Source organism: Bradyrhizobium hipponense, from assembly GCF_008123965.1.
In the GTDB taxonomy this organism is placed as follows: domain Bacteria; phylum Pseudomonadota; class Alphaproteobacteria; order Rhizobiales; family Xanthobacteraceae; genus Bradyrhizobium; species Bradyrhizobium hipponense.
Window position 1 is genome coordinate 37,904 of the sequence record NZ_VSTH01000047.1, and the last position, 26,390, is coordinate 64,293.

Sequence of the window (26,390 nt, forward strand, 5' to 3'; positions counted from 1 at the left end):
TGTCGTTTGGTCGCATATCAGCCAAAACGGCCGATGCTGTCCAGCGATAGCGCCCGAGTTTCCTGTCAGCCGGACTTCGGCATCACCCCGCCGAGCGCGACGGTCAGCTCACCGGCGACTTCGCACACGATCTGGCCGATTTCCGGCAATCTGTCGTCGGTCAGGCGGCTGGTCATGCCCGAGACGGAAATCGCCGCGAGCGGCTCGGCGCAGTCGTTGTAGACGACTGCGGCAATACAACGCAGGCCCATGCTGGCCTGCTCATCGTCGATCGCAAAGCCCTGCTTGCGGATCGTCGCAAGCTCCTTGAACAGGTCGCTCGGCCGCACAATCGATTTTTCGGTGAGGCGAGGCATGCCATGATGGCGGATGACGGCGCCGACGTCCTCGTCGGAGTAGGTCGCGAGCACCGCCTTGCCGACGCCGGACGTCACCATCGGGACGCGGCCGCCGACCTTGGTCAGCGAGCGCATGATCTCGCGGCTCTCCATGCGGGTGAGCACGATGATGAACTCGTCGTCGACCACCGCCAGATTGGCGGTCTCGCGGGTGAGATCGCGCAGCTTGCGCAGGTAGGGGATCGCCTGCGCGGTGAAATTACGACGCCGCGCGAAGCTCGCACCGACAGTAAAGCTGCGCACGCCGACATGCCATTTGGATTCGGCGCGGTCGAACTGCACGAAGCGGCGGCTTTCCAGCGTTGCCAGCAAGCGGTGCACGGTGGAGGCCGACAGGCCGGTGCGCACCGCGAGATCGCTGAGGCGATAACCCTCGTCGTCCTCGGCCAGCGTTTCCAGGATCGACAGCGCGCGGTCGACCGACTGCACGCCGCCGTCGCGCGCCTCATGATCGGCCTCGGCAGGCGATCTGGGCTCGAGCGATTTGCGCCGGATCACGTTCTTGCTCATCGCGACCTGCCCTTCGTCCGCGATCTCCGTCCACCTCTCCCCGTCGGGGAGAGGTCGATTTGCGCAGCAAATCGGGTGAGGGGTGCAGGTCCCTCGATAGAGCAGACCCCTCACCCGGCGCTTCGCGCCGACCTCTCCCTATGGGAGACGTTTAGCACCGCCGATACGACAGCAATTCATTTCAAACTCGTCATGCGTTAGATCGGAACGCCGCTCCAGACTGCTCCGAGGCGGGCATTTCCTTTTCGTCCGCTCAGAGCAGCCCTGCCCCGCGCGCCCACTTGTACTTGGCCCCTAACACCTCGACCGGCAGCTCGGTCGAATAGGCATAGGCCGGGATGCCGTTCTGGTAGAGATATTCGGCGGCTTCCTCGACCTCGACGTCGCCGGCGAGCGAGGCGACGATCGGCTTCACGAAGCCCTTTGCCTCCATCTCCTTCTTCACCTCGACCATGTTGCGGGCGAACACCATCGGCGGCGTCACGATGGTGTGCCAGTAGCCGAGGATCAGCGAATGGATGCGCTCATCCGACAAGCCGAGCTTCACGGTGTTGACGTAGGTGATCGGCGGCTCGCCGCCGGTGATATCCACAGGATTTCCGGCAGCTCCGAACGGCGGGATGAACTTGCGGAAGGCCGCATCGAGATCCGGCGGCATCGACATCAGCAACAGGCCGTTGTCGACGACGGAGTCCGACAGCAGCACGCCCGAACCACCGGCGCCGGTGATGATCAACACGTTCTCGCCCTTCGGCGTCGGCAGCACCGGCACACCGCGGGCGAATTCGAGCAGTTGCCGGAGCGAGCGAGCGCGGATCACGCCAGACTGCGCCAGGACATCCTCGTAGATCTTGTCGTTGCCGGCGAGCGCGCCGGTGTGCGACGAGGCCGCCTTCGCGCCGGCCGAGGTGCGGCCGGCCTTGAGCACGATCACCGGCTTCTTCTTGGACACGCGCTTTGCGGCTTCGGCAAAGGCGCGGCCATCCTTGAGGTCCTCGCAGTGCTGCGCGATCAGATTGGTGTTGGGATCCTGCTCGAAGAAGGCGAGCAGATCGTCCTCGTCGATGTCGGACTTGTTGCCGAGGCCGACGATCGCGGAGACGCCCATCTTGGCCGAGCGCGAAAAGCCGATGATGGCCATGCCGATGCCGCCCGACTGCGACGACAGCGCCGCATGGCCCTTGACGTCGTAAGCGGTGCAGAAGGTCGCGCAGAGGTTTGCCGGCGTGTAATAGAAACCGTAGATGTTCGGCCCCATCAGGCGGATGTCGTACTTCTTGCCGACCTCGACGATCTCGGCCTGGAGTTCCGGCGCGCCCGCTTCGGCAAAGCCCGACGGGATCAGCACCGCGCCCGGGATTTTCTTCTCGCCGCATTCGACCAGCGCAGCCGCGACGAACTTCGCAGGGATAGCGAACACCGCTGTATCGATCACGCCCGGCACGTCCTTGACGCTTTTATAGGCCTTGTAGCCGAGGATCTCGGCGGCCTTCGGATGGATCGGATAAATATCGCCCTTGTAGCCGCCGTTGATGAGGTTCTTCATCACGGAGTTGCCGATCTTGCCGTCCTCGGCGGAGGCGCCGACCACGGCGACCGCCTTCGGCTGCATGATGCGGCTCATAGCCGCGACGATCTCTTCGGTCGGGCGCGGCTTCGGCTTGGGCTTGTAGGCGAAATCGACGACGATGCGCACGTCGGCGGCGGTCGCGTCCTTCGCCGTCGCGAAAACGGGGTTGAGGTCGAGCTCGACGATCTCGGGAAAATCCGTAACTAGCTGGGAGACCTTCACGATGATGTCGGCCAGCGCCGTGCGGTTGACCGGCTCGCTGCCGCGTACGCCCTTGAGGATCTCATGCGCCTGGATGCCGTCGAGCATCGAGAGCGCATCTTCCTTGGTCGCGGGCGCCAGGCGGAAGGTGACGTCCTTCAGGACTTCGACCAGAACGCCGCCGAGGCCGAAGGCGACCAGCTTACCGAACGAGCCGTCGGTGATCGAGCCAACGATCACCTCGGTGCCGCCGGCCAGCATCTGCTGCACCTGGATGCCCTCGATCTTGGCGTCGGCCTTGTACTTCTTGGCGTTGGAGAGAATGGTCTCGTAGGCCTTCTCGGCATCCTGCACCGTCTTGACGCCGACGATGACGCCGCCGGCCTCGGTCTTGTGGAGAATGTCCGGCGAGACGATCTTCATGACGACGGGAAAGCCCATCGAGGAGGCGACCTTGCCGGCCTCGCCTGCCGATTTCACCACGCCCTCCTTCGGTACTGGAATGCCGTAGGCATCGCAGACGAGCTTGCCCTCAGGCGCCGTCAGGCTGGTGCGGTTGTCCGCCTTGACCTGGTCAAGGACCTTGCGGACGACGTCTTTGGAATTGGACATGTGGCTTCTCCCTTGACCTTCAATTCTTGCTTTGCAAAGCGCGCGTGTTGCGGCTGCCTGTCATGCTTGCCATGCGCCGCGCCTTGTTCCGCAGCGCGGAACGGAGTGGCATAAAGCCGAGATTACCCCGCCGGCTTGGATCAAAAATGGCTGGCGATGGCATTTGGTATGCCAGAAGCCAACTTGTCAAGCCGCGACGCCTTCTAGAACGCTGCAAAAAATAGGCAGCTTGACACGCTGGCATGTGGTATGCCAAAAACTTTCCAGTTAATATTCCTGTAAAAGACGACTCCCCATTGGAGGAGAATCGTCGTGTCACTGCGGAAACCAACCAAGGCGTTGCCGAACATGGCCGAGGCAGACATCGCAATCGTTCGTATTGCCCCGGAGAGCAGCTTCAAGAACAAGGCGTATGACGCCTTGAAAGAAGCCATCCTCAAGATGGACATCTACTCGACGCCCGAGCCGGTGATGCTCGACGAGCGCGCGCTGTCCGAGCGCCTCGGTGTCAGCCGCACTCCGATCCGCGAGGCGATCGCGATGCTCGAGCAGGACGGTTTCGTCAAGACGGTTCCGCGCCGCGGCATCATGGTGGTGCGCAGGACCAAGAGCGAGATCGTCGACATGATCCGCGCCTGGGCGGCGCTGGAGAGTATGGCGGCACGCCTGATCACCACCACGGCACGCAAGAAGGACATCACGGCGCTGCGCGACTTCTTCAAGGACTTCGGCAAGGACCGCCTGCCGCAGGACCACGTCGAGGAATATTCGCGTGCCAATATCGCCTTTCACCAGGCGCTGATCTCGCTGTCGGAATCGCCCGTGCTGGTCGATCTCACCAACGACCTGCTGCTGCACGTGCGTGGCTATCGGCAACTCACGATCGGACGCAAGGACCGCACCGCGACCTCGTTGCCCGAGCATCTCGGTATCATCGAAGCGCTGGAGGCGCGCGACACCGAGCTCGCCGAGAAGCGCGCCCGCGACCACACCCTTGGCCTTGCGGCTTATGTCGAAGCGCATGGCCAGGAACTGTTTGGCTAACAATTTTCACCAGAAGGGCGAACCCATTCGCCCCCCCAAAGCCTAAACGGCACCTTGAGACCAGGGAGACAAGGCCCATGCTGCATACCGCGACCAAGTCCGAAGCACCGGGCACCGAGCAGGAATTGACGGATGGTTTCCATCTTGTCATCGACGCGCTCAAGCTGAACGGCATCAACACCATCTATAATGTGCCGGGCATCCCGATCACGGATTTGGGCCGCATGGCACAGGCCGCCGGCATCCGCGTGATCTCGTTCCGCCACGAGCAGAACGCCGGTTACGCGGCGGGCATCGCCGGCTATCTCACCAAGAAACCCGGCGTCTGTCTCACCGTCTCCGCGCCCGGCTTCCTCAACGGTCTCACCGCGCTCGCGCATGCCACCACCAACTGCTACCCGATGATCCTGGTCTCCGGCTCCTCGGAGCGCGAAATCGTCGACCTCCAGCAGGGCGACTATGAGGAGATGGACCAGCTCGCGATTGCCAAGCCGCTCTGCAAGGCGGCCTATCGCGTGCTGCACGCCCAGGATATCGGCATCGGTTTTGCCCGCGCCATCCGCGCCGCTGTCTCGGGTCGTCCGGGCGGGGTCTATCTCGACCTGCCGGCAAAGCTGTTCGGCCAGGTGATGAACGCCGATGCCGGCCGGAAGTCGCTGGTCAAGGTGATCGATGCGGCACCTGCGCAGATCCCCTCGCCCGCTTCGGTGAAGCGCGCGCTCGACGTGCTCAAGAGCGCGAAGCGCCCGCTCATCATCCTCGGCAAGGGCGCGGCCTACGCGCAGGCCGATGAGGAGATCAAGGACTTCGTCGAGAAGAGCGGCGTGCCGTTCCTGCCGATGAGCATGGCCAAGGGCCTGCTTGCCGACACGCATCCGCAATGCGCAGGCGCGGCCCGCTCGACGGTGCTGAAAGAGTCCGACGTCGTTCTGCTGATCGGGGCGCGGCTGAACTGGCTGCTGTCGCACGGCAAGGGCAAGAGCTGGGGCGAGGCGCCCAAGAAGTTCATCCAGGTCGACATCGAGCCGAGGGAAATGGACTCCAACATCGAGATCGTCGCGCCCGTCGTCGGCGACATCGGCTCGGTCGTGTCGGCCTTCAACCAGGCGATGGGTGCGAGCTGGACCGCGCCGCCGGCCGAATGGACCAACGCCATCGTGTCCAAGCGCGAAGAGAACGTCGCCAAGATGGCGCCGAAGCTCATGAACAACAAATCGCCGATGGACTATCACGGCGCGCTCGGCGTGCTGAAGAACGTCATCAAGGAACATCCCGACGCCATCCTCGTCAACGAGGGCGCCAACACGCTCGACCTCGCCCGCGGTGTCATCGACATGTACAAGCCGCGCAAGCGTCTCGACGTCGGCACCTGGGGCGTCATGGGCATCGGCATGGGCCAGGCGATCGCGGCGACGCTGGAAACTGGCCACCCCGTGCTCGCGGTGGAAGGCGACAGCGCCTTCGGCTTCTCCGGCATGGAGGTCGAGACCATCTGCCGCTACAACTTGCCGATCTGCATCGTCATCTTCAACAATGACGGCATCTATCGCGGCACCGACGTCAACAGCGCCAACGCCGATCCGGCGACCACCGTGTTCGTCAAGGGCGCGCGCTACGACAAGATGATGGAAGCCTTCGGCGGCGTCGGCGTGAATGCCACCTCGCCCGACGAGCTCAAGCGCGCCGTCAACGAGGCGATGGCGTCGGGCAAGCCGACGCTCATCAACGCGGTGATCGATCCGGCCGCCGGCTCGGAGAGCGGCCGCATTGGCAACCTCAATCCGCAGAGCGTCTTGCAGAAGAAAAAGTAAGTCCACCCCTTCAACCATTTATTCCCTGTGGTTAGCAGGGGCAGACAGAGTACGGAGCAACATGATGACCAAAGCGCTCACGGGCGTTCGCATTCTCGACTTCACCCACGTCCAGTCCGGACCGACCTGCACGCAGTTGCTCGCATGGTTCGGCGCCGACGTGATCAAGGTGGAGCGGCCCGGTGTCGGCGACATCACCCGCGGGCAGCTGCAGGACATCCCGAACGTGGACAGCCTGTATTTCACCATGCTCAACCACAACAAGCGCTCGATCACCCTCGACACCAAGAACCCCAAGGGCAAGGAAGTCCTCACCGAGCTGATCAAGACGTGCGACGTGCTGGTGGAGAATTTCGGCCCCGGCGTGCTCGACCGCATGGGCTTCCCCTGGGAGAAGATCCAGGCGATCAACCCGAAGATGATCGTCGCCTCGATCAAGGGTTTTGGCCCCGGGCCCTACGAGGACTGCAAAGTCTATGAGAACGTCGCGCAGTGCACCGGCGGCTCCGCCTCCACCACCGGCTTCCGCGACGGCCTGCCGCTCGTGACCGGCGCGCAGATCGGCGACAGCGGCACCGGCCTGCACCTGGCGCTCGGCATCGTCACCGCGCTCTATCAGCGCACCCATTCGGGCAAGGGCCAGCGCGTCACCGCCGCGATGCAGGACGGCGTGCTCAACCTCTGCCGCGTCAAGCTGCGCGACCAGCAGCGCCTCGCCCATGGTCCGCTTAGGGAATACAGCCAGTTCGGCGAAGGCGTGCCGTTCGGCGACGCCGTGCCGCGCGCTGGCAACGATTCCGGCGGCGGCCAGCCCGGCCGCATCCTGAAGTGCAAGGGCTGGGAGACCGATCCCAACGCCTACATCTACTTCATCACCCAGGCCCCGGTCTGGGAGAAGATCTGCGACGTGATCGGCGAGCCGACCTGGAAGACCGATCCGAACTACGCCAAGCCGGCGGCGCGCCTGCCGCGCCTGAACGAGATCTTCGGGCGCATCGAACAGTGGACGATGACGAAGACCAAGTTCGAGGCGATGGAGATCCTCAACAAGGACGACATCCCGTGCGGCCCGATCCTGTCGATGAAGGAGATCGCCGAAGACCAGTCGCTGCGCGCCACCGGCACCGTGGTCGAGGTCGATCACCCCACCCGCGGCAAGTACATCTCGGTCGGCAACCCGATCAAGCTGTCGGACTCCCCGAGCGAGGTGGAGCGCTCGCCGCTGCTCGGCGAGCACACCGACGAAATCCTGCGCAGCGTGCTCGGCTTCAGCGACCATCAGGTCGCCGAGATCCACAAGTCCGGCGCGCTTGATCCGCCGCAGAAGCAGGCCGCGGAGTAAGCGACACCACAACGAGTGAGACAGAAGGGCCGCCCTCCGAGGCGGCCCTTTTTTTTGCGCGAGAATGGCGCGCGGCCGCAGGCTCTGACCAAAAAGCTGAAGATCAACCCCATGCACAGTAGCTAACCCTTTGGCTTCAAAAGAATTTCGCATTCTGCGAAATCCCTTTTGACCCGTCGGGCAAAACAGGGGTATTATGCCATGACTCGAAAAAGCGAATGTCCGGGCCATTGGAGTGCGCGTTGACGCAGCCGCGCGCCGCTGAGAGCCGTAGGCGCCCCCCTCTATCCCTGCTCTCGCCAGCACTTCATTTCCATCGGAAGCCGCAACCTGAGGTCCGATCCCCGCACCTTAAGCTTCACGGTTCCGCAATTAAAGACTGGCGCCGAGGAACAGCTGCTCTGGCCGGCCGTTACTCTCTCGACCGGCGCGCGCTCGGAAATGCTAGTGCGCCGCCCCACGGCGAGTGACCAAGCGCCTCGCACAAGACCTGCCAACGCTGAAGAAGTGGCCGCCTTGTTGCCCCGAGGGACAAGTCGATACGCATCAGCGTGCGAGCGGGAGACGTTGCGTCCAGCATTTGCCGGGACCACGCTCGTTGATCAAATGGAGGTCGACAATGTTGAGAGATCAATCCTCTGATCGAGCCAAGCGTGAAGCCAACAAGGTGTTCAAGCCTGACAAAACGCAGAAGCCGATGAATGACTATGCGAAAGAGCAGCGCTCCTTCCACGAGAACCGCGAGCGCCTGAAAGCGGAGCGATTGGCCCGCGAGGCCAAATCGGGAAGCCGCTCCGAATAGGAAGGGTTTGCATCCGGGGGTAGTGTCTCAGTTTGAAATATAGGTCCGATGCGGACCTAATTGCGGAACTTGCCAGCAAAGCGCGCACGTGTAGGGCGGCGGGGGGCGGCCTAAAAGTGCCGGATTCGGTAAAACTAATCATTCACTTCGTTATAATACATATAATGGTTAATGGTCGCCTCGTTTCTATTCGGCGTGGTCACCTTAGCTGCACTAGGTCTCTGGTAGTTCACGCAATGGATCAAGGGGCTTGGAGCGCCTGATGAAATAGCGTTCGTGAGCTACGCGGTTTCTGAACTTGTCTTCTGGATAGACGTTGCGTGCTTTGGTGTGTTCGTGATTGCGGAGGCCTACAAACTAGTCCGTGAGATCATAGCTAACGCCTGGAAACCCTGAGGATTGTCCGATGTCAGAGTGGAAGAAATACAGTTCCAAAGACGTGTACCGGATAATCACGAATGACATCACGGATTCCGTTCACCGATATTTTGCGCCTGTCGTCGGCCTGATTCACGGCTTCGGCGAAACTATTGGTGCGCCAACTGCACCGCATCCGCGGCACAGGGAAGTTGAGCAGCAGCAGAAAGACAAGAAAGAAGCTGGCTAGGCTGCCAGCTTCTTTCTGTCAGGTCCCCGCACTTTCGGAGCCTGCGTCGCATCGATCAGCGCAATGCACGTTTCCATCTTCAAGACGTGATCCACAAGGCCGGACGCCATTGCAGGCACCAATTGTACCAGAAGAAATAGAGCGCCAGCCCGTGACCGTGGTTCTCAAACTTCTTTGAGAACGCATTCATTTGCGTGCATCCGGTTTTGGAGCGGTCAGCCACGCAAAAATTCAAACTGAGACACTACCCATCCGGGCGATTGAGGATCGCGCCAAATCGGCCCCCGACCTAGTGCATCGAGAGCACGACGATCCCGTCTTCGAGCTCGCCCGAAGCCAGCCGTGTCCGCGCGACGCGCTCGAACTCCGTCCGATATTTCTGAAGATAGCTGAAGGCCTGCTTCTGCGTCTGAAACGTGGTCGCAAGGCGGCACATCTGCCGGCCCGCGCCAAGCGCGAGAAAGAAGGTGATTGTGCCGCCGTCCGGCTTGCCCCTAGGCACGACCCGCACTCTTTGGCATGTGATCGGCCCTCTCCAGATTATCGTCGGCGCTATTGAAGGCAACTATTCCGGCAGCTTTTTCTTGCGCTTCGTCGGAGTGGACGCCGGCAACGATGCCTGAAGGGTTGCGTCGGCCGCTTCCTTGGCCTGGCGCAGCTCTCGAAGCCGCGCCATGTTCTTGCGAACGTCGACGGCCTGCTTTTCGGCATCGGCCATGGCCCGCGCACCTTCTTCAGACGCCAGACGCTGGCGATTGGAGCGCGCGATGCCTTCGGGTGACGGTTCTGCCGATTTCCTGGCGCTCATCGTTCACCCTCCGTAACAAACAAAACCCGCTCAATCCGGAGAATGAGCGGGCAGCGTAGCCGTTTCAGTACATCCGTGAAACGGCACAGGGAACTCAAGCCAGCGAGAGATTCTCAGCGCTGACCTTGCCCCGCATCTTGTCGGTCTTGACCTCGAAGTTGACCTGCTGGCCTTCGGCGAGACCCGCCAAACCAGCCCGCTCGACCGCGCTGATGTGAACGAACACATCGTTGCCGCCGTCGTTCGGCTGAATGAATCCAAAGCCCTTCTGGCCGTTAAACCACTTCACAGTACCTGTCGTCATTTTCTTCTCCAAAGCGCACATGCGCGCATTCCGCGTGACACTCACGCAGAACTCGATTCAATTCGTCGATGTCTATGGAAAAGGAGCCCGCGGGCGCATTCAACAAGGCACAGCGGCTGAACGAACGGCATCAACGTATACCTCATCAGCGTCATTTGCAAGGCTTGCCCGGTTTTAATTGGGCCGAGGCGTCGCCGGAACGTGCCCAGAAGGCTTAAAAGCGAGGCAAATGAGCCTTCGCGCGCGTTTGCGAGAGTGCGCTCAACGATCACCGCTCGCGAATTGCTCGCGAAAGAGCTGCACGACGGTCGCGTTGAACTCGCGTGAAAAGCTGCCCGGTCGAATCCTGCGGGCGCGTCTGTGCAGATGCACGCGTGTTGATATCGAAACCAGCCTCGCATGCGGTCGCCGCGCCTGAAACGAACTGCCGACCTGCAACCCAACACGATCATAGTTGGCGAGATCGCGAATTCCCGCTATTGCCACCAGATCAGCGAGGCCCCGAACCGCTCAAGCGGCGGATGGCCGAGGAGATCGCGCGCTGGCAGGACATTGTCAAAACCGCGCAGATTCGACTCGATCAATAAGCGCAGTCGATCCTGGCGTTTGTCGGTCATAGCCCTGGGCTCGGCCGTCGTCCGGATGGCTCAGATCTTCGGGATCTTCGCTCTGTCCACCACGGCGGACCATTTGGTGATTTCCGTCTCGATCAGCTTCTTCATCTCCTCCGGCGTGCTTCCGCTGACCTCGCCGCCGACGGCCGTTTCCAGACGCTGCCTGAGCTCGAGATCCCGCAGCGCCTCGAGCGTCGCCCTATTGAGCGCGGCAATGATGGCGGGCGCGGTGCCCTTGGGCGCCAGCAATCCCGCCCAGGTGCGCACGTCGTAGTCCTTGATTCCGGCTTCCTGCACCGTCGGAACGTTGGGCAATAGGGCGGTCCGTGTTGGCGAGGTCACGGCGAGGCCGCGGACTGCCCCGCTCGCAATCTGCGGGCCGAGCAGGACGGGCGTGCCGACGATGACCGGCACCTCTCCGCCCAGCAGCGCAGTGATGGATTGGGAATCTCCACGATAAGGCACGTGCACGATGTCGATGCCGGCCATCGCGTTCAAGAGCTCGCCGGCGAGGTGATGCGTGCTGCCGAAGCCGACCGATCCAAAGCTCAAGGAGCCGGGCTTCTGCTTGGCCACGGCGATGAGTTCGCCCAGCGATTTGGCCGGATGGTCGTCACGCACCGCGATGACGAGCGCGTAATAGACCATCGTCGAGATCATATCGAAGCTTGCAGCCGGCTGGTAGCTGAGGCTCTTGTAGGTCGCCGCGGATATCGCGTGAGCGCCGGTGACGAGCCCGATCGTGTAGCCATCGGGCGCCGCTTTCGCGACAGCATCCGCCGCAAGGTTTCCGCCCGCCCCCGGCTTGGCTTCGACGATGATCGGCTGCCCGAGCTTTTTCGAGAGCCCATCGGCAATGATGCGCGACAAGGTGTCGGCGGCGCCGCCGGCCGCGAAGCCGTGCAGCAGCCGTATCGGGCGTGATGGATAGTTGTCCGCCGACGCCGCGGGCCCGGCTGAAAACAAGGTGCCGACCAGAAATGTCGCCGCAGCAAGCCGCTTCATCCACCGCATGGACGCATCCTCCCTGACTGTTTTTTTCTCGGTCTTTTTTCTTGGCCGCAGCGATGCGGAAGTCTTTCGATCGTCGAAGCACCTAGCGGGCGAACTCGACGCATTCCGGCGACGGCGGCAGCCCCCAGATATCGCGCGGCAACCCGACCCACACTTTTGGCCGCTGCGGACGATCGCGATGCCATGGGCGTGGATCGAAATAGCCGAGCTGTTCATCGATCATGCGATCGAGATCGTAGAACAGCTCGATCAGGTGCCCATCGGGATTGCGGTGGTAGACGGCAGTGTTGTGCCCGGGACCGTGGCGAACGGGTCCCCAGAGAATTGCGAGCTTGTGCCGGGCGAGATGGTCGCAGGCCTGCTGCATGTGGGCGGCACCGCGCATCTCGAATGCCAGGTGATGCAGGCTGCGCATTGGAGCACGCACAAAGTTCAGGGTGTGATGCTCGTAGCCGCTGCGCATGAAGACGAAGCGGTCCTCCACCCAGTCCGAGACCCGCAGGCCCATCACGCTTGCGCAAAACTTCGACGTCGCGAGCGGATCAGGCGTGCGAAGCGCGACGTGGCCAAGCTTGGTGACGGCGAGTGCGCCGATCCGTTCCTGTGCCGGCGTCGGCGTCCAGCCCTGGATCAACTCGAAGCGCGTGCCTTCGGGGTCGACGAACGAGAGCAGCCTCGATATGCCGGGCAGCGGATCGCTTTGGAACTCCGGCCGCAAGCCGGATTGCTTCAGAGCAACACCGAGAATCTCCAGCTCGACATCGGGAGATATCTCGAAGGCGACGCTCGTGAGCGCCGCATCGCCCGCCCCGATCACGAGCGAAAGCTGCTCTGAATCACTGGCGAGAAAGATGCGATCCTTGTCCCGGCCGACCAGGCCGAGACCGATGACCGCCCGGTAGTAGTCGAGCATTCGTTCCGTATCCGGTGAAGCGAAGGTCGCATGCCGGAGTCTGGTGAATCGCGCTATGGGAGCCTGTGTCGTCATCGCCTTGCTGCCGCTCATGGTGTCATGATGATCTTGCCCAGCGCGGAGCCCTGCTCGAGCAGCGCGTGGGCATTCCTGACGTCGTCAAGCTTCAATCGCGCCGATATCGCGGGCCTGATCGCGTTGCGGCTCAGCGCATCGATCACGTTGCGCATCAGCGCACGGCGCCCTTCGCGGTCGTGATCGTAGATATGGAAGGAGAAGCAGCGCACCGCGGGGCAGATATCGAGATGATTGCGCATCGCCGCCATCAGGTTCTCTTCCGGCAGTCCGGCAAATGCGTTGTAGGACAACAGCGTGCCCCACTTGCCGAGCGCACCCAGATAGCCTGTGAACTCCGGCCCGCAGACGTGATCGAGCACGAGGCCTACGCCCTCGCCCTTCGTCAGTTCGCGGGTTCGCGCCACGACATCTTCACGGCGGTAGAAGATGACGTGATCGGCGCCGTTGCGGCGCGCGAACTCCGCCTTCTCCTCGGTTGAGACAGTGCCGATGACCGTCATCTGGGCCAGCTTGGCCAGTTGCACCAGCGCCGTTCCGACGCCGCCGGCCGCTCCAATCACCAGCACGCTTGCGGGCGCGCGCGGATGACGGCACTCGTGCAGCAGGGCGTAAGCCACCTGGTAGTTCGAGAGGCAGACAGCCGCATGCAGATCGACATCCTCGGAAAGCAAATGCACAGCGTCTGCGGGGGCAACGACATACTCGGCGTAGCAGCCGCCGCGCTGGGCAAGGTCCCGCGCGCTGAGCAGGACTTTCTGACCGATGGCAAAGCCCTCGACGCTGGGGCCGATCGCCGAAATGCGGCCGGCGACGTCATTGCCGGGATTGGCCGGGAGCGGAGGCATCCATTTGTAGACGCCGCGGCGGATCAGAACGTCGGGTTGCCCCACGCCGAACGCCTCGGCACGGATTTGCACCTGCCCCGCCGCCGGCAATGGCTCCGGAAGCTCGACCATCTCGAGTGCATCCGGCCCGCCCGGCTGACGCACCAGAACCGCCTTCATGAATTGATTCCCTCACCCTTATTTTCGAAAATAATATCGTTTACGAAAATTATTGCAAGCTGCTCGTTTGCACGGCATGTTGCGGGATCGATTCATTGGCAGAACCATGCCTGACAGAGCTATTCGCCCCCGCAAGGAATTCGGTAAGACCATCGCCGCGGACATCACGCACCGACTGCGCGAGGAGATCATTGCCTGCGGCCTGCTGCCGGGCGAGCCCTTGCGTTTCGACGTGCTGCGCGAACGGTTCGGCGCCAGTTTCACCACGTTGCGGGAGGCGTTGACCGCGCTGTCCGCGGAGGGGCTGGTCGATGCGCAGGAGCAGCGCGGATTCCGGGTCGCGCCGGTCTCCGGCCAGGATCTGGTGGAAGTGACCGATGCCCGCGTTCTCATCGACGTCGAATTGATCCGACGTTCAATCCAGAAAGGCGATGACGACTGGGAAATCGCCGTCATCTCGACACTGCATAGATTGAAGCGCATCGAGCAGCGCGATCCCGAGCAAGCGTTGCGCGATGCCGAATGGAAAATCGCCCATCGCCAATTCCACCAGGCGCTGGTCTCGGCCTGCGGCTCCGCGACGCTGCTGGCGATCCGCGCCGAACTGTTCGACCGCGCCGAGCGTTACCGGTATCTCTCTGCCAATTTCCGGCCGCGTCCGCGCGACAAGGCCGGCGAGCATCAGGCGATCATGCAGGCGGCGATCTCACGCAATGCCGAGCAGGCCGCAGAGCTGATCGAGACCCACATCCGCAGCACCGCCGACAACGTCGCCAAATACGCCGGGCACCTGCTCGAAGCGGGATAGGCGTCCGATTTCTCTCGCCACGGCCTTGCGTGCGGACAAATTTTCGAAAATAATGCACAAGATCGAAAACTGTCACCTTCTGCCAAATCTCGAGGCCGGACCATGAAACTGCTGTCGTTTGCCGATAGAGATCGGGAAAGCTGGGGGGCCGTTGTCGAAAACGGTGTCGTGGATCTGGGCCGCGCCCTGCCCCAGTATCCGACGCTTGCGGATTTCGTCGGCAGCAATGATTACGAGCGCCGGAACGCCATCGTCGGCCAGCACAAGCCCGACCTGAAGCTTAACGACATCAAATACCTTCCCGTGATCCCACGGCCCGAGAAAATCGTCTGTGCGGTGCGCAACTATCTCGACCACCACCAAGAAGCAGTGGCGTTCGGCATGAAGCGCGAGATCACGGAATTTCCACCGATTTTCCTTCGGGTCTGGCGCTCCCAGGTCGGTCACGACGCGCCCGTGATCCGGCCGAAAGTGTCGGACAATTTCGACTGGGAGGGCGAACTCGCCGTCATCATCGGCAAAGGCGGCCGCCATATCAGCCAGGCCGATGCCTGGAACCATGTGGCGGGCTACTCGATCTATAACGACGTCAGCGTTCGCGACTGGCAACGGCACGCGCAGCAGATCGCCTCCGGCAAGAACTTCGTCGGCACGGGTCCGTTCGGGCCGTGGCTCGTCACCCCCGACGAGATCGGCGATCCCACCAATCTGAAGCTAGAAACGCGCGTCAACGGCACCGCGATGCAGTCCTCCACCACCTCGATGCTGATCTTCTCGATTCCGCGGCTGATCGAATATTGCTCGACCATTTTCGACCTCGTGCCGGGCGACGTGATCGCCACCGGCACACCGGCCGGCGTCGGCTTCACCCGCAAGCCGCCGATCTTTCTCAAGCCCGGCGATATCGTCGAGGTCGAGATCGAGAACATCGGCGTGCTGCGCAACCCCGTAGTCGACGAGGCATAGACGTCGGATGACCTCCAGCTACGACGTTCGCAAGACCGCGCTCAGCATCGAGACCGTCTGGCATGAGCGCGGTCCCCGGCTAGAAAAGCCCGTCCTCGTCGGCACCGCCATTGCCGTGATCCGCAATCCGTTTGCGGGGCGCTACGAGCCGGACCTGATGCCGTTTCAGGCTGCCTTGCGTGAGCTCGGGCGCGAACTCGCGACGAAGCTGCTCGCGCAGCTTGGCGGCGCATCGCACATCGAGGCCTATGGCAAGGGCATCATCGTCGGCGAAGACGGCGAGCTCGAGCACGGCGCCGTCTGGCACGAAGCAGGCGGACAGGGCATGCGCGAGGTGCTCGGACAGCCGAAGGCGATCGTTCCGGCGGCAAAGACCATCGGCGGTGCAGGCACGCGCCTCATGGTGCCGCTCGGGCACATTCATGCTGCTTATGTCCGAAGTCATTTCGGCACGGCCGAGATGACGCTGTGGGATGCGCCCCGGCGCGACGAAATCGCTTTTGGCCTTGTCATGGCAACCGGTGGACGGCCGCATGCGCGGATCGGTGGGCTTTCCGTGTCGGAGATATCGGTCCACGACGGGCAGCGTTAAGACACCTGGACTTGGGATAACCTGGATCGGCGAGGCCCGCGGCGTTTCGCAGCCGACCTTTCGATCTCGGCGGCGCTGCTGTAAAGAAATCGCCGGGGAAGCAGTCGAGGTCAGCATGTCATTGTTGGGCAAGGCAGCCGTCGCAATGTGGTGGAATGTCCGCCCCGAGCAGCGCGCGGAATTCGGCGATTGGCATTCGCACGAGCACTTTCCGGAACGCATGAGCATTCCCGGCTTCCGGCGCGGCTCGCGGTGGACCGGCACCGATGGTGCTGATGGCTTCTTCGTGCTCTACGAGCTCGAGCAGTACGACGTCCTCACATCAAGTGGATATCTCGATCGGCTCAACGCGCCGACACCATGGTCGACCAAGATGATGCCGCACCACCTCGGCATGGTCCGCAGCCAGTGCCGAGTGGTGGCGAGCTTTGGCGGCGGCGTCGCGACAGCGCTTGCCACCATCAGACTTTCGCCGGAGACCAGCCGAGAGACTGAGTTACAGACACATCTCTCCGACACGCTGCGCGCGCTGGCGCCGCAACCGGGACTGACAGGCGCCCACCTCCTCCTGACCGACACACCGAGGACCAGTTCGCCCACGACCGAGCAGCAGATCCGCGGGCAGGACGGCGCCGCCGACTGGATCGTCCTTCTCTCCGGCTACGATGCCGAGGTGGTCGAGCGCGCGGTCGCCGGCCAGATTTCGCCGTCAGCGCTTCGCATCGCGGGCGCGCGGGACAATCCGACGGTCAACCACTATCGGCTTGCGTTCACGATGACGCCGCTGGATGTGTCGGCAGTTTAGCCGCCCTGTCGCGGAACAATCTTCCGGCCGCGCTCTCAACAAAATCCGGCAAGAAAATCCGCGATGTCGTGTCGGCCCGGCAATGTGCCGTTCGTCCTCGGGGCATGGATCGGCCACGGACATCGACGCCGCACCATCAATACATGAGGATGAAAGAACATGCCCAGCACTGTCCGCCTGCACCGCGTTTTGACGACCACCCCAGAGAAAATCTATCGCGCCTTCCTCGAGGCGGACGCGCTTGCGAAATGGCTTCCGCCCAATGGCTTTACCTGCACCGTGCATCATCTCGAGCCCAAGGTTGGCGGCACATTCAGAATGTCCTTCCGCAATTTTACCACGAGCAACAGCCACGCCTTCGGCGGCGAATATGTCGAGCTCGTCCCGGGCGAACGGCTGCGCTACACCGACAAATTCGAGGACCCCAATCTGCCCGGCGAAATCCAGGTGACCGTGACGTTGAAGAAAGTATCGGTCGGCACCGAGCTGGAGGTCACGCAGACCGGCATACCGGACGTGATTCCGCCGGAAGCCTGCTATCTCGGCTGGCAGGAATCGCTGCGGAACCTGGCGCGGCTGGTCGAGCCCGAGATCAACCAATAGGCTCTCAGGACGGGCGGCCGCGTATCTCGGGGCTACGCGCCCGCCCTCGACTTCAGCCCGCCGGCTGCGGTCCAGCGGTCCGGGTCCGGGCTGTGCCCGATCAAGGCGAGGCCGTAGGCGATCGATTCGAACTGGTCCCCGGACATCAATCGCTCGTTGCCGAACCGCTCGGCGAACAGCTTTCGGACGGCGGGCACGAACGAGGTGCCGCCGGTCAGGAACACCTTCTCCACCTCACGCGCGGTGATGCCGGCCTCGCCAAGTACCTTGTCGACGGTGGCACCGAGCCGGGCGATATCGTCGGCAATCCAGGCTTCGAAGCTCTTTCGGGCGATGGTCGAGCGAATGTCGACCCCGCCGCCTTTGAAATGGAAGTCCACCTCATCGCGGGCCGACAGCGCAACCTTGGCGTCGGACACCGCGCGGTACAGCGAAAAGCCGAGGTCGAAATCGACGATGGTGATGAAGTCGTGAAGCAGGGCCGGCTTCAGTGCGGTGCGCGACAGCTCCCGCAGTTCGCGCAGATCGCCGTTGCTCTTCATCAACGCGAGTTGATGCCAGCGCGCGAGATTGGTGTAGTGGCTGTTGGGAAGCGGCAGCACCTTGTCGAACGAGCGAAAGCTGGAGCCTTTACCCAGCCGCGGCGACACCACGTGGTCGACAATGCGGTAATCGAACGTGTCGCCGGCGATTCCGATGCCGGCATGGCCGAGCGGCTCGGCACGCAAGCTGCCGCCCGCGTGCGAGAAACGCATCACGGAGAAATCGCTGGTGCCGCCGCCGAAATCGGCAACCAGCACGGTGGCATCGCGTTCGAGCCGGCGGGCGAACGAGAACGCTGCTCCCACAGGCTCGTAGACATAGCGCGCGTGGCCGGCGCCGAGGCGTTCGAACGCGGCGCGATAACGCTGCATCGCCAGCTCTTCGTCCGGATTGCCGCCGGCGAAGCGCACGGGACGGCCGACCGTGATGTTCGACGCCTCGAAGCCGAACCTGTCGCCACCATGGCGCGCCAGCGTGCGCAGGAAGGCCGCCAGAAGATCCTCGAAGCTGTAGCGCTGCCGGAACACCTGGGTGGAATTGAAGCTGGCACTTCCAGCGAAGGTCTTGAACGACTGCAGGAAGCGGTTGACGTGGCGTCCTTCGAGAAATTGTTCGATCGCCCACGGGCCGCCTTCAGCCTGGGCTCCGGCTCCCGGACGGTCCTCCCAGAAGCACAGGGCCGATACGTAAACGCTGTGCCGTTGTCCGCCATGATCGAAGCGGATGGCCTCGACCCGGCGATCGTCCGCCGCGAGCGCGACGACCGTATTGCTGGTCCCAAAATCGATGCCGATCGAGACGGCGGGCGAGGCGCTCGACATGAACCACTCTGGCAGATGATTGGAAAAGGGGGCAGACCACTAGCGGCTTTGCATTGCCCTGCCAAGACCCCGTCGAACTGCGGAGCGGTCGAACTTCGCGGCCAACCGCCGGCTCGCAAGGGAACTAACCAACCCCACGCATCAGCTCCCCTCGCCGGCCTCGCCTTCGCCGACCTCGTCACCCCCGACATATTCCAGGATATCTCCGGGCTGGCAGTCGAGCTCGCGGCAGATCGCGGCCAAGGTCGAGAACCGCATCGCCCTCGCCTTGCCCGTTTTCAGGATCGACAGGTTCTGAATGGAAATGCCGATCGCATCAGCGAGGTCCCCGAGGCGACGCTTCCGCTTCGCGAGCATGACATCGAGGTTCACCACGATGGGCACCAGCGATCACCTCAGATCGTCAGCTCGTTTTCGGACTGCAGCAGGATGGCTTGCTCGATGACGAATTTGAGCGCCATCAGGAACACGCCACCTGCAATCGTGCCGACGTCGATATTGTAGGTTGGCAGGTGGAACTTGACGTCGCCGATCTCATACAAGGCGTAGGCCACCGCGTTGCTGGTGATCACGTCGACGAACGGCCATATCACCAGAATGATCGCCATCCACCACACGCCCTGGAGGGTTTCGGAGACGAAGATACGACCGCGCGCGAATCGATGCACCATGCGGTGAAGGATGCCGATCAACACGGCGAAGAACGAGAGCTGAAGCGTAAACAGCGTCCAGAACAGCAGCTTGCCTGGAAGCGACATGTGAAGGGGGTTGGCGACGATCCCGGCACACGGCGCCTGGTCGGGGCTGAGGCTCGCCGCAATCGCAGCCGACGCCGTCGTGTTCGCCCGATAGGCGAGCCATACCATCACCGGCAAGGCCGCCCAGATCGCCCAGAAGGCAAGATCAAGCCGGCGAAACCAGCGTTGCCGGGCTTCGCGAACCGATTTTCCCACCATCGTCATTCTGAATGTCTCCGCCGATCCCGCCCACGGGGCGAGCGGCCAATATGCACGTTGTCGTGCTTGACTCAACTCTAAACGCTATTTATTGATCGTTTATCATGAAATATTTCATGATCATTGGAATAATATGGAGCCAGCGCATGCGTTCCCATCTCGCGCGTCACCTGCTTGCCGCGTTGTTGTCGATCGCGCCCCTTGGAAATGCCGAGGCGGCAAAGGCCGTTGATGCCGCCGGTGTCTGGCTGACCCAGTCTGGCGACGCGAAGATCAAGGTCAGCCATTGCGGCACCGCGCTTTGCGGGCGCGTCGTCTGGCTGAAAGAACCACTCGACAAGAAGACGGGAAAGCCGCAGCTCGACGACCGCAATGCAGACCCGGCGCTGCGTGGCCGGCGGATCATCGGGATCTCCCTGTTCATCAACATGCAGGCGGCCGGCCCCAACAAATGGTCTGGCAAGATCTACAATGCCGACGATGGCAAGACCTATGCGAGCACCGTGACCTTGGTGCCGTCCGGCAATCTCAGCGTCCAGTGATGCGTGGGAACCCTCTGCGCGGGCGAAGACTGGACGCGGTGAGGGGCGAAAGCCGGCCGTGGAATGACAGGGCCGCCAGGATCGGCGGCCTTTTGCTGCAATGCAATACGTCGCATGCTGCTATGCAATGGCATGCATGGACAGTGGCATCTGGTATACATAGATTGCCCCTTGAAATGAGACAGCAATGCTGACCGTCTCAAGAAAGGGAATTCCGATGTCCAAGACCGCTTCCGTCGCTCTCGCCCCCTCCTCCTCGCTGTTCGCCCGTTTTATGGCCGCGGTGGACCGCCTCCTGATGGCGAGCGCCGAGATCTCGAATCACAATGGCGACCTGCCCCGCTTCGGCCTGTAACCAGCGCTTCCTGCACCGCAAGCGCGGTACGCCGCGCCGATTTCAAAATCGTCCACATACGACTTTTGGTGAATGGCCCCGCACGACGGGGCCATTTCTATTTGCGTTGTCCCGAGTCAGAGCCGCAACCAGAAGGCCTGCGGCATTTGCGCACGGTGGCCGGACCAGCGCTTGTACCTTGGCATAATGAATACAAGAATGCCGTTCCAGCGCTCGCAGAAAAATGAGAGGCGCCACGGGAGGCTTTATGACGGACATGGTGCAAGCAACGGCCCCTACCGCCACGCGCGTCAGCGACACGTATCGCTGGGCGCAACTGGCGGTCGGTGTAGCGGCGATGGTGATGATCGCCAACTATCAATACGGCTGGACGTTCTTCGTCCCCGACATCCAGAAGAAGTTTGGCTGGGATCGCGCCTCGATCCAGTGGGCCTTTACGTTGTTCGTGCTGTTCGAGACCTGGCTCGTGCCGATCGAAGGATGGTTCGTCGATAAATACGGCCCGCGCGTCGTCGTGCTCATCGGCGGCATCCTTTGCGCCATCGGCTGGGCGATCAATGCGGAAGCGACGTCCCTCAACGGCTATTATCTCGGCATGATCATCGCCGGCATCGGCGCAGGTGGCGTCTACGGCACCTGCGTCGGCAACGCGCTGAAATGGTTTCCCGACAAGCGCGGCCTGGCTGCCGGCATCACGGCCGCAGGTTTCGGCGCAGGCTCGGCACTGACGGTCGCGCCGATCCAGGCGATGATCAAGGACAGTGGATTCCAGGCCACGTTCCTCTATTTCGGCCTCGGACAAGGCATCATCGTCGCGATTCTTGCCTTCTTCCTGATTGCACCGAAAGCCGGACAAACGCCTCCCGCCGTGCAGAACGCGACGCTGCAGCAGACGCGCCGCAACTACCAGCCGACCGAGGTGCTGCGTCAGCCGATCTTCTGGCTGATGTACTTCATGTTCGTGATCGTCGGCGCGGGCGGCTTGATGGTGACGGCGAATCTGAAGCCGATCGCGGTCGACTGGAAGGTCGATGCCATCCCGGTCACGCTGATCGGCATGACCATGACGGCGGTGACGTTCGCAGCGACCATCGACCGGGTGCTGAACGGCCTGACGCGGCCGTTCTTCGGCTGGATCTCCGACAATATCGGCCGCGAGAACACGATGTTCATCGCCTTCGGCCTGGAAGGCATCGGCATCTGGATGCTCTACCTCTGGGGCCACGACCCGATCTGGTTCGTGATCCTGTCGGGCTTCGTGTTCTTCGCCTGGGGTGAGATCTACTCGCTGTTCCCCTCGACCTGCACCGACACCTTCGGCGCGAAATTCGCGACCACCAATGCGGGCCTGCTCTACACCGCAAAGGGCACCGCCGCGCTGCTCGTTCCGGTCGCAAACCTGATGCAGCAGGGCTCGGGTCATTGGGACAACGTGTTCATGATCGCGGCCGGCGCCAACATCCTGGCTTCGCTGCTCGCGATCGCGGTGCTGAAACCCTGGCGCAAGATCGTGGTCGCCCAATCGACCGTCTGACGCGTATCACCAGCGCTGTCTCGCACATGACGCCCGGCCTCACGGCCGGGCGTTTTTCGTTTGGCGCGACGCTCTCTCAATTCTCTTAAACCGAACGGAACCGAGCACTTTCTTGCATCGGGCCGCAGATAAATCTTGCATTCTGGAATATGGTATACCAAGGTCCCCGAGCGCTTGCGACGATAAGCCACAATATTTGCGACACTAGGTCATCTTGCCAGAAGTGCTCGCGACCAAACAGGCGCCTTGGGAGGTTGTTGATGATTTCCAGCACGGACGGCGCCGTGACCGCTGCGCCCCTTCGAACCGGTTTCCGTTGGCTTCAGCTCGGCATGGGCATCGTCTGCATGGCGATGATTGCCAACCTGCAATATGGCTGGACGCTGTTCGTCGATCCGATCGATGCGGCCCACCATTGGGGACGCGCCGCAATCCAGCTCGCTTTCACCGTCTTCGTCGTCACCGAGACCTGGCTGGTGCCGATCGAAGCCTGGTTCGTCGACAAATACGGCCCGCGCATCGTCATCATGTTCGGCGGCGTCATGATCGCGCTGTCCTGGATTCTCAATTCCTATGCAGACTCGCTCACGCTGCTCTACGCGGCCGCAATCATCGGCGGCATGGGCGCAGGCGCCGTCTACGGCACCTGCGTCGGCAACGCGCTGAAATGGTTTCCGGATCGCCGCGGCCTCGCCGCCGGCGCGACTGCCGCAGGCTTTGGCGCAGGCGCCGCAATCACCGTGGTGCCGATCGCCGGCATGATTGTCGCCAGCGGCTATCAGAGCGCGTTCTTCACCTTTGGCATCGGCCAAGGCCTGATCGTGTTCGTGCTCGCTTTCTTCATCCAGCCGCCGCGGCTCGCGATCCCGCCCAAGAAGAAGCAGCTCAATCTGCCGCAGACCAAGATCGACTTCACGCCGCCGCAGGTGCTGCGCACCCCTATTTTCTGGGCGATGTATCTGGTCTTCGTCATGGTCGCCTCCGGCGGTCTGATGACCGCGGCACAGATCGCGCCGATCGCGCATGACTTCAAGATCGCCAACACACCGGTGACGCTGGCAGGCTTTCAGATGGCGGCGCTGACCTTTGCGATCTCGCTCGACCGCATCTTCGACGGCTTCGGCCGGCCGTTCTTCGGCTGGGTCTCCGACACGATCGGCCGCGAGCACACCATGTTCATCGCCTTCGGCACGGCCGCGCTGATGCTGCTGGCGCTATCGACCTACGGTCACGTTCCGATCGTTTTCGTGCTCGCGACCGCAATTTACTTCGGCGTGTTCGGCGAGATCTACTCGCTGTTCCCCGCTACCTGCGGCGACACCTTCGGCTCGAAATACGCGACCACCAACAACGGCATGCTCTACACCGCGAAGGGCACCGCTTCGCTCCTGGTCCCGCTGGCGAGCGTGATCTCGGCCGCCTATGGCTGGAAAGCCGTGTTCGTTGTGGCGGTCGCGCTGAACGCGACGGCAGCGCTGATGGCGCTGTTCGTCATCAAGCCGCTGCGCCGCTCCTTCATCCTCGGCAAGGAAGCCGAACGCGCCAGCCCCGCGACGGGCAACGCCAAGACCGAGACGGCGTAGCGGCCACAGGCCTTTGCACAGTTGAAAAAAGGGGCGCAGCAATGCGCCCCTTTTGTTTTGGGACTGGCGATAAACGTCAGCATTCCTGCCGGAAGATTTTTTCGGATCAACCAAATCCAGCGCTTGACGATTGGCATTATGTATACCACACTCCCTCGCATCATTTCACCCAGGGAGGTTGCAATGCTGGTCGGAGACATTCTGCGCAAGAAGACGCCGCGCGTTGTCACGGTGCGAATGAACGAAACGGTGGGTATCGCCGCCAAGCTGATGCGCGCCAACAACATCAGCGCGCTGGTGGTCAAGGACGTGGTCCGCTCGGAAGGAAACACCGCCGTCGGCATGTTCACCGAGCGCGACGTGGTGCGCGCCGTCGCCGAGCACGGCGCGGGCGCCGTCAACGTCAAGGTCTCGCAGCTCGTCTCGGTACAGCAACTCGTCTCCTGCACCTCAAGCGACACGATCGAGCACGTCCGGCACTTGATGAACCGGAATCACATCCGCCATCTGCCGGTGATCGACGATTACAGCCTCGTCTCCGTCATCAGCATGCGCGACATCGCCGCTGCCATGGACGAAGCGATCAACGGCACTCCGCAAGCAGCCTAAGCGGCAAGACCTTCCCCTGCGACTGCCGGCCCCGACTCGGATTCTTCCGAGCCGGACCGGAGCTTTCGTCCCCAAAATCCGGTCTCTCGCGAGGATTTCATGAAGATCTGCATCTACGGCGCCGGCGCCATCGGCGGATATCTCGGAGTTCAGCTTGCACGCGCGGGAGCCGATGTCAGCCTGATCGCACGCGGTGCGCACCTTGCCGCGATGCGCGAGCGCGGCTTGACGCTGCTTGCGGGCGAGGAGAAGCACACCGTCCATCCGCGTTGCACCGACGATGCCGCCGAGCTTGGCGTGCAGGACTACGTCATCATCACGCTGAAGGCGCATTCGATCACCGGCGTGATCGAGAAGATGCAGCCGCTGCTCGGGCCCCACACCCGCATCGTTACCGCGGTCAACGGCATTCCCTATTGGTACTTCCACAAGCATGGCGGCCCCTACGAGAACGCGACGCTGGAGAGCATCGATCCCGGCGGGCGGCAGTGGCGCGAGCTTGGCGCCGAACGCGCCATCGGCTGCATCGTCTATCCCGCGACCGAGATCGAGGCGCCCGGCGTGATCCGTCATGTCTACGGCAACAATTTCCCGCTCGGCGAGCCCTCCGGCGAGATCACGCCGGATGTGCAGCGCCTCGCCGATCTTTTCGTCGCTGCCGGCATGAAAGCACCGGTGCTCGACCGGATCCGCGACGAGATCTGGCTAAAACTGTGGGGCAACGTCTGCTTCAACCCGATCAGCGCCCTGACCCATGCGACCCTCGACGTGATCTGCACCGATCCCGCGACGCGGGCGCTGTCGCGGGCGATCATGGTGGAGACGCAAGGCATCGCCGAGACCTTTGGCGTCAAATTCCGCGTCGATGTCGAACGCCGCATCGAAGGCGCCCGCAAGGTCGGCGCGCACAAGACCTCGATGCTTCAGGACCTCGAGCGCGGCCGCCCGATGGAGATCGATCCGCTCGTCACCGTCGTGCAGGAGATGGGCCGCCTGACCGGGATCGCCACGCCTGCGCTGGACTCGGTGCTGGCGATGGTGACCCAGCGCGCCCGCATCGCCGGGCTCTATGACGGCGTCTCGACGCCGGCGGATCCGCGCGCATTGGCGGTGGCATGATGGCTGGCGAAGTGACCAAATGGCTGCGCTTCTGCCACGGCGGCGCAACCGGCTTCGGCACGCTGACGCCGTACGGCATCAGCGTGCATGAGGGCGAGATGTTCGGCCGCAACGCGGCGAACGGAAAAACGCTGGCGCTGGCCGAGGTCGAGCTGCTGGCACCTTGCGCGCCGAGCAAGATCGTCGCGCTCTGGAACAATTTTCACGCACTCGCCGCAAAGCTCAACCAGCCCGAGCCGCCGGAGCCGCTCTATCTGCTGAAGGCCACCACCAGCATCGCTGCGCCCGGCGCCGTGATCCGCCGCCCCACCTCCTACGATGGCAAGACCACCTATGAGGGCGAGCTCGGCATCGTCATCGGCAAGACCTGCGCCCGCGCCTCTCCCGCCGAGGCCCGCGCCTTCATCTTCGGCTACACCTGCGTCAACGACATCACGGCCAATGACATCCTCACCCGCGATCCCACCTTCGCCCAATGGGCGCGCGCCAAGGGCATCGACGATTACGGCCCGTTCGGTCCGGTGATCGCGACCGGCCTCGACCCGGCCAAGCTCACGGTCCGCACCATTCTCAACGGCGCGGAGCGTCAAAACTATCCGATCGCCGACATGATTTTCAGCGCCGAGGAGCTGGTCAGCAAAATCTCGCACGACATGACGCTGCTTCCCGGCGACCTCATCGCCGTCGGCACCTCGGTCGGTGTCGGCGTGATGAAAGAGCCGGTCAATATTGTGACGGTGGCGATCGATGGCATCGGCGAGCTGACCAACGAGTTTCGGCTGTAGGGCTTTCCCAAGCACCGCCGTCATTCCGGGGCGCGACGACGTCGCGAGCCCGGAATCCATCGGGCGGCAAGGACTGCGGCATCTTCTCGACGATCGGAAACAGCTTGAACCGGATTGGCTGAAACACGCACCGGGGT

Annotated in this window: 29 protein-coding genes; 17 read left to right on the forward strand and 12 right to left on the reverse strand. The window is 62.6% G+C overall.

Going from position 1 to position 26,390, the window contains the following annotated elements; all coding sequences use genetic code 11:
- Nucleotides 1–65 precede the first annotated feature (65 nt).
- Nucleotides 66–908, reverse strand: coding sequence for an IclR family transcriptional regulator (locus FXV83_RS14205; RefSeq protein ID WP_148739894.1), 843 nt, complete (start codon nucleotides 906–908; stop codon nucleotides 66–68).
- 253 nt (nucleotides 909–1,161) lie between these two features.
- The gene (locus FXV83_RS14210) at nucleotides 1,162–3,291 is read right to left on the reverse strand and encodes an acetate--CoA ligase family protein (protein ID WP_148739896.1); all 2,130 of its coding nucleotides are present in this window, start codon (nucleotides 3,289–3,291) and stop codon (nucleotides 1,162–1,164) included.
- 348 nt (nucleotides 3,292–3,639) lie between these two features.
- Here FXV83_RS14210 and FXV83_RS14215 point away from each other — a divergent pair, with 348 nt between their 5' ends.
- From FXV83_RS14215 to FXV83_RS14235, 5 genes are all read left to right on the forward strand, one after another.
- Complete coding sequence (locus FXV83_RS14215; RefSeq protein ID WP_187435903.1) at nucleotides 3,640–4,335, forward strand: GntR family transcriptional regulator; 696 nt, start codon at nucleotides 3,640–3,642, stop codon at nucleotides 4,333–4,335.
- A 77-nt stretch (nucleotides 4,336–4,412) separates the two neighbouring features.
- The gene (gene oxc, locus FXV83_RS14220) at nucleotides 4,413–6,146 is read left to right on the forward strand and encodes an oxalyl-CoA decarboxylase (protein ID WP_148739900.1); all 1,734 of its coding nucleotides are present in this window, start codon (nucleotides 4,413–4,415) and stop codon (nucleotides 6,144–6,146) included.
- 64 nt (nucleotides 6,147–6,210) lie between these two features.
- Entirely contained in the window at nucleotides 6,211–7,488 is a 1,278-nt protein-coding gene (gene frc / locus FXV83_RS14225; protein ID WP_148739902.1) for a formyl-CoA transferase, read from the forward strand.
- Between the two features lie 619 nt (nucleotides 7,489–8,107).
- Nucleotides 8,108–8,290 carry a hypothetical protein gene (locus FXV83_RS14230; RefSeq protein WP_148739904.1) on the forward strand — a complete coding sequence of 61 codons (183 nt, stop codon included), beginning with the start codon at nucleotides 8,108–8,110 and terminating at the stop codon, nucleotides 8,288–8,290.
- Between the two features lie 406 nt (nucleotides 8,291–8,696).
- Nucleotides 8,697–8,897: a hypothetical protein gene (locus FXV83_RS14235; protein WP_148739906.1), complete on the forward strand. Its 201-nt coding sequence runs from the start codon at nucleotides 8,697–8,699 to the stop codon at nucleotides 8,895–8,897.
- Nucleotides 8,898–9,186: 289 nt separating this feature from the next.
- Here FXV83_RS14235 and FXV83_RS14240 read toward each other — a convergent pair whose 3' ends face one another.
- From FXV83_RS14240 to FXV83_RS14270, 7 genes are all read right to left on the reverse strand, one after another.
- Nucleotides 9,187–9,408: a hypothetical protein gene (locus FXV83_RS14240; protein WP_148739908.1), complete on the reverse strand. Its 222-nt coding sequence runs from the start codon at nucleotides 9,406–9,408 to the stop codon at nucleotides 9,187–9,189.
- Nucleotides 9,409–9,462: 54 nt separating this feature from the next.
- Nucleotides 9,463–9,705, reverse strand: a complete 243-nt coding sequence (locus FXV83_RS14245; protein WP_148739910.1) for a transcriptional regulator — start codon at nucleotides 9,703–9,705, stop codon at nucleotides 9,463–9,465.
- 94 nt (nucleotides 9,706–9,799) lie between these two features.
- A complete protein-coding gene (locus tag FXV83_RS14250; protein WP_148739912.1) occupies nucleotides 9,800–10,009 on the reverse strand; it encodes a cold-shock protein in 210 nt (69 codons plus the stop codon).
- A 476-nt stretch (nucleotides 10,010–10,485) separates the two neighbouring features.
- A complete protein-coding gene (locus tag FXV83_RS42655; protein WP_187435891.1) occupies nucleotides 10,486–10,626 on the reverse strand; it encodes a hypothetical protein in 141 nt (46 codons plus the stop codon).
- Between the two features lie 30 nt (nucleotides 10,627–10,656).
- A complete protein-coding gene (locus tag FXV83_RS14260) occupies nucleotides 10,657–11,637 on the reverse strand; it encodes a Bug family tripartite tricarboxylate transporter substrate binding protein (RefSeq protein WP_148739914.1) in 981 nt (326 codons plus the stop codon).
- An 82-nt stretch (nucleotides 11,638–11,719) separates the two neighbouring features.
- Nucleotides 11,720–12,550 (reverse strand): VOC family protein, encoded by an 831-nt coding sequence (locus tag FXV83_RS14265; protein WP_235939560.1) that lies wholly within the window; start codon nucleotides 12,548–12,550, stop codon nucleotides 11,720–11,722.
- Nucleotides 12,551–12,639: 89 nt separating this feature from the next.
- Nucleotides 12,640–13,632 (reverse strand): zinc-dependent alcohol dehydrogenase family protein, encoded by a 993-nt coding sequence (locus tag FXV83_RS14270; protein WP_148739916.1) that lies wholly within the window; start codon nucleotides 13,630–13,632, stop codon nucleotides 12,640–12,642.
- A gap of 106 nt (nucleotides 13,633–13,738) precedes the next feature.
- On the opposite strand from FXV83_RS14270, the gene FXV83_RS14275 reads away from it, so the two are divergent.
- The 5 genes from FXV83_RS14275 (at nucleotide 13,739) to FXV83_RS14295 (ending at nucleotide 17,406) form a co-directional block, all read left to right on the forward strand.
- Nucleotides 13,739–14,440 carry an FCD domain-containing protein gene (locus FXV83_RS14275; protein ID WP_148739918.1) on the forward strand — a complete coding sequence of 234 codons (702 nt, stop codon included), beginning with the start codon at nucleotides 13,739–13,741 and terminating at the stop codon, nucleotides 14,438–14,440.
- A 102-nt stretch (nucleotides 14,441–14,542) separates the two neighbouring features.
- Complete coding sequence (locus FXV83_RS14280; protein ID WP_148739920.1) at nucleotides 14,543–15,406, forward strand: fumarylacetoacetate hydrolase family protein; 864 nt, start codon at nucleotides 14,543–14,545, stop codon at nucleotides 15,404–15,406.
- A 7-nt stretch (nucleotides 15,407–15,413) separates the two neighbouring features.
- Nucleotides 15,414–15,998 carry an amino acid synthesis family protein gene (locus FXV83_RS14285; RefSeq protein WP_148739922.1) on the forward strand — a complete coding sequence of 195 codons (585 nt, stop codon included), beginning with the start codon at nucleotides 15,414–15,416 and terminating at the stop codon, nucleotides 15,996–15,998.
- A 115-nt stretch (nucleotides 15,999–16,113) separates the two neighbouring features.
- Nucleotides 16,114–16,803: a hypothetical protein gene (locus tag FXV83_RS14290; protein ID WP_148739924.1), complete on the forward strand. Its 690-nt coding sequence runs from the start codon at nucleotides 16,114–16,116 to the stop codon at nucleotides 16,801–16,803.
- 159 nt (nucleotides 16,804–16,962) lie between these two features.
- Nucleotides 16,963–17,406, forward strand: coding sequence for an SRPBCC family protein (locus FXV83_RS14295; RefSeq protein ID WP_148739926.1), 444 nt, complete (start codon nucleotides 16,963–16,965; stop codon nucleotides 17,404–17,406).
- A 32-nt stretch (nucleotides 17,407–17,438) separates the two neighbouring features.
- Here FXV83_RS14295 and FXV83_RS14300 read toward each other — a convergent pair whose 3' ends face one another.
- The 3 genes from FXV83_RS14300 to FXV83_RS14310 all read right to left on the reverse strand — a co-directional run bounded on the left by FXV83_RS14300 (nucleotide 17,439) and on the right by FXV83_RS14310 (nucleotide 19,732).
- Complete coding sequence (locus tag FXV83_RS14300) at nucleotides 17,439–18,770, reverse strand: Hsp70 family protein (RefSeq protein WP_148739927.1); 1,332 nt, start codon at nucleotides 18,768–18,770, stop codon at nucleotides 17,439–17,441.
- A gap of 141 nt (nucleotides 18,771–18,911) precedes the next feature.
- Nucleotides 18,912–19,154: a helix-turn-helix domain-containing protein gene (locus tag FXV83_RS14305; RefSeq protein WP_148739929.1), complete on the reverse strand. Its 243-nt coding sequence runs from the start codon at nucleotides 19,152–19,154 to the stop codon at nucleotides 18,912–18,914.
- An 11-nt stretch (nucleotides 19,155–19,165) separates the two neighbouring features.
- On the reverse strand, nucleotides 19,166–19,732 hold the full coding sequence (locus FXV83_RS14310) for a DUF2975 domain-containing protein (RefSeq protein ID WP_148739931.1): 567 nt from the start codon (nucleotides 19,730–19,732) through the stop codon (nucleotides 19,166–19,168).
- A 140-nt stretch (nucleotides 19,733–19,872) separates the two neighbouring features.
- Here FXV83_RS14310 and FXV83_RS14315 point away from each other — a divergent pair, with 140 nt between their 5' ends.
- The 7 genes from FXV83_RS14315 to FXV83_RS14345 all read left to right on the forward strand — a co-directional run bounded on the left by FXV83_RS14315 (nucleotide 19,873) and on the right by FXV83_RS14345 (nucleotide 26,253).
- On the forward strand, nucleotides 19,873–20,268 hold the full coding sequence (locus FXV83_RS14315; RefSeq protein WP_187435892.1) for a DUF2147 domain-containing protein: 396 nt from the start codon (nucleotides 19,873–19,875) through the stop codon (nucleotides 20,266–20,268).
- 187 nt (nucleotides 20,269–20,455) lie between these two features.
- A complete protein-coding gene (locus tag FXV83_RS42660) occupies nucleotides 20,456–20,623 on the forward strand; it encodes a hypothetical protein (protein WP_187435905.1) in 168 nt (55 codons plus the stop codon).
- Nucleotides 20,624–20,870: 247 nt separating this feature from the next.
- Entirely contained in the window at nucleotides 20,871–22,157 is a 1,287-nt protein-coding gene (gene oxlT, locus FXV83_RS14325; RefSeq protein WP_148739933.1) for an oxalate/formate MFS antiporter, read from the forward strand.
- A 260-nt stretch (nucleotides 22,158–22,417) separates the two neighbouring features.
- Nucleotides 22,418–23,740 carry an oxalate/formate MFS antiporter gene (gene oxlT / locus FXV83_RS14330; protein ID WP_148739935.1) on the forward strand — a complete coding sequence of 441 codons (1,323 nt, stop codon included), beginning with the start codon at nucleotides 22,418–22,420 and terminating at the stop codon, nucleotides 23,738–23,740.
- Nucleotides 23,741–23,923: 183 nt separating this feature from the next.
- Nucleotides 23,924–24,349 (forward strand): CBS domain-containing protein, encoded by a 426-nt coding sequence (locus FXV83_RS14335; RefSeq protein ID WP_148740064.1) that lies wholly within the window; start codon nucleotides 23,924–23,926, stop codon nucleotides 24,347–24,349.
- 99 nt (nucleotides 24,350–24,448) lie between these two features.
- Complete coding sequence (locus FXV83_RS14340) at nucleotides 24,449–25,468, forward strand: 2-dehydropantoate 2-reductase (protein WP_148739937.1); 1,020 nt, start codon at nucleotides 24,449–24,451, stop codon at nucleotides 25,466–25,468.
- The gene (locus FXV83_RS14345) at nucleotides 25,465–26,253 is read left to right on the forward strand and encodes a fumarylacetoacetate hydrolase family protein (protein WP_148739939.1); all 789 of its coding nucleotides are present in this window, start codon (nucleotides 25,465–25,467) and stop codon (nucleotides 26,251–26,253) included. Before FXV83_RS14340 ends, FXV83_RS14345 begins: the two co-directional genes overlap by 4 nt.
- Nucleotides 26,254–26,390: the final 137 nt, after the last annotated feature.

Bases quoted from the DNA above. Each gene is read 5' to 3' on its own strand.
- FXV83_RS14205 (WP_148739894.1), bottom strand. From the start codon at position 908: ATGAGCAAGAACGTGATCCGGCGCAAATCGCTCGAGCCCAGATCGCCT.
- FXV83_RS14210 (WP_148739896.1), bottom strand. From the start codon at position 3,291: ATGTCCAATTCCAAAGACGTCGTCCGCAAGGTCCTTGACCAGGTCAAG.
- FXV83_RS14215 (WP_187435903.1), top strand. From the start codon at position 3,640: ATGGCCGAGGCAGACATCGCAATCGTTCGTATTGCCCCGGAGAGCAGC.
- oxc (WP_148739900.1), top strand. From the start codon at position 4,413: ATGCTGCATACCGCGACCAAGTCCGAAGCACCGGGCACCGAGCAGGAA.
- frc (WP_148739902.1), top strand. From the start codon at position 6,211: ATGACCAAAGCGCTCACGGGCGTTCGCATTCTCGACTTCACCCACGTC.
- FXV83_RS14230 (WP_148739904.1), top strand. From the start codon at position 8,108: ATGTTGAGAGATCAATCCTCTGATCGAGCCAAGCGTGAAGCCAACAAG.
- FXV83_RS14235 (WP_148739906.1), top strand. From the start codon at position 8,697: ATGTCAGAGTGGAAGAAATACAGTTCCAAAGACGTGTACCGGATAATC.
- FXV83_RS14245 (WP_148739910.1), bottom strand. From the start codon at position 9,705: ATGAGCGCCAGGAAATCGGCAGAACCGTCACCCGAAGGCATCGCGCGC.
- FXV83_RS14250 (WP_148739912.1), bottom strand. From the start codon at position 10,009: ATGACGACAGGTACTGTGAAGTGGTTTAACGGCCAGAAGGGCTTTGGA.
- FXV83_RS42655 (WP_187435891.1), bottom strand. From the start codon at position 10,626: ATGACCGACAAACGCCAGGATCGACTGCGCTTATTGATCGAGTCGAAT.
- FXV83_RS14260 (WP_148739914.1), bottom strand. From the start codon at position 11,637: ATGCGGTGGATGAAGCGGCTTGCTGCGGCGACATTTCTGGTCGGCACC.
- FXV83_RS14265 (WP_235939560.1), bottom strand. From the start codon at position 12,550: ATGCTCGACTACTACCGGGCGGTCATCGGTCTCGGCCTGGTCGGCCGG.
- FXV83_RS14270 (WP_148739916.1), bottom strand. From the start codon at position 13,632: ATGAAGGCGGTTCTGGTGCGTCAGCCGGGCGGGCCGGATGCACTCGAG.
- FXV83_RS14275 (WP_148739918.1), top strand. From the start codon at position 13,739: ATGCCTGACAGAGCTATTCGCCCCCGCAAGGAATTCGGTAAGACCATC.
- FXV83_RS14280 (WP_148739920.1), top strand. From the start codon at position 14,543: ATGAAACTGCTGTCGTTTGCCGATAGAGATCGGGAAAGCTGGGGGGCC.
- FXV83_RS14285 (WP_148739922.1), top strand. From the start codon at position 15,414: ATGACCTCCAGCTACGACGTTCGCAAGACCGCGCTCAGCATCGAGACC.
- FXV83_RS14290 (WP_148739924.1), top strand. From the start codon at position 16,114: ATGTCATTGTTGGGCAAGGCAGCCGTCGCAATGTGGTGGAATGTCCGC.
- FXV83_RS14295 (WP_148739926.1), top strand. From the start codon at position 16,963: ATGCCCAGCACTGTCCGCCTGCACCGCGTTTTGACGACCACCCCAGAG.
- FXV83_RS14300 (WP_148739927.1), bottom strand. From the start codon at position 18,770: ATGTCGAGCGCCTCGCCCGCCGTCTCGATCGGCATCGATTTTGGGACC.
- FXV83_RS14310 (WP_148739931.1), bottom strand. From the start codon at position 19,732: ATGACGATGGTGGGAAAATCGGTTCGCGAAGCCCGGCAACGCTGGTTT.
- FXV83_RS14315 (WP_187435892.1), top strand. From the start codon at position 19,873: ATGCGTTCCCATCTCGCGCGTCACCTGCTTGCCGCGTTGTTGTCGATC.
- FXV83_RS42660 (WP_187435905.1), top strand. From the start codon at position 20,456: ATGCTGACCGTCTCAAGAAAGGGAATTCCGATGTCCAAGACCGCTTCC.
- oxlT (WP_148739933.1), top strand. From the start codon at position 20,871: ATGACGGACATGGTGCAAGCAACGGCCCCTACCGCCACGCGCGTCAGC.
- oxlT (WP_148739935.1), top strand. From the start codon at position 22,418: ATGATTTCCAGCACGGACGGCGCCGTGACCGCTGCGCCCCTTCGAACC.
- FXV83_RS14335 (WP_148740064.1), top strand. From the start codon at position 23,924: ATGCTGGTCGGAGACATTCTGCGCAAGAAGACGCCGCGCGTTGTCACG.
- FXV83_RS14340 (WP_148739937.1), top strand. From the start codon at position 24,449: ATGAAGATCTGCATCTACGGCGCCGGCGCCATCGGCGGATATCTCGGA.
- FXV83_RS14345 (WP_148739939.1), top strand. From the start codon at position 25,465: ATGATGGCTGGCGAAGTGACCAAATGGCTGCGCTTCTGCCACGGCGGC.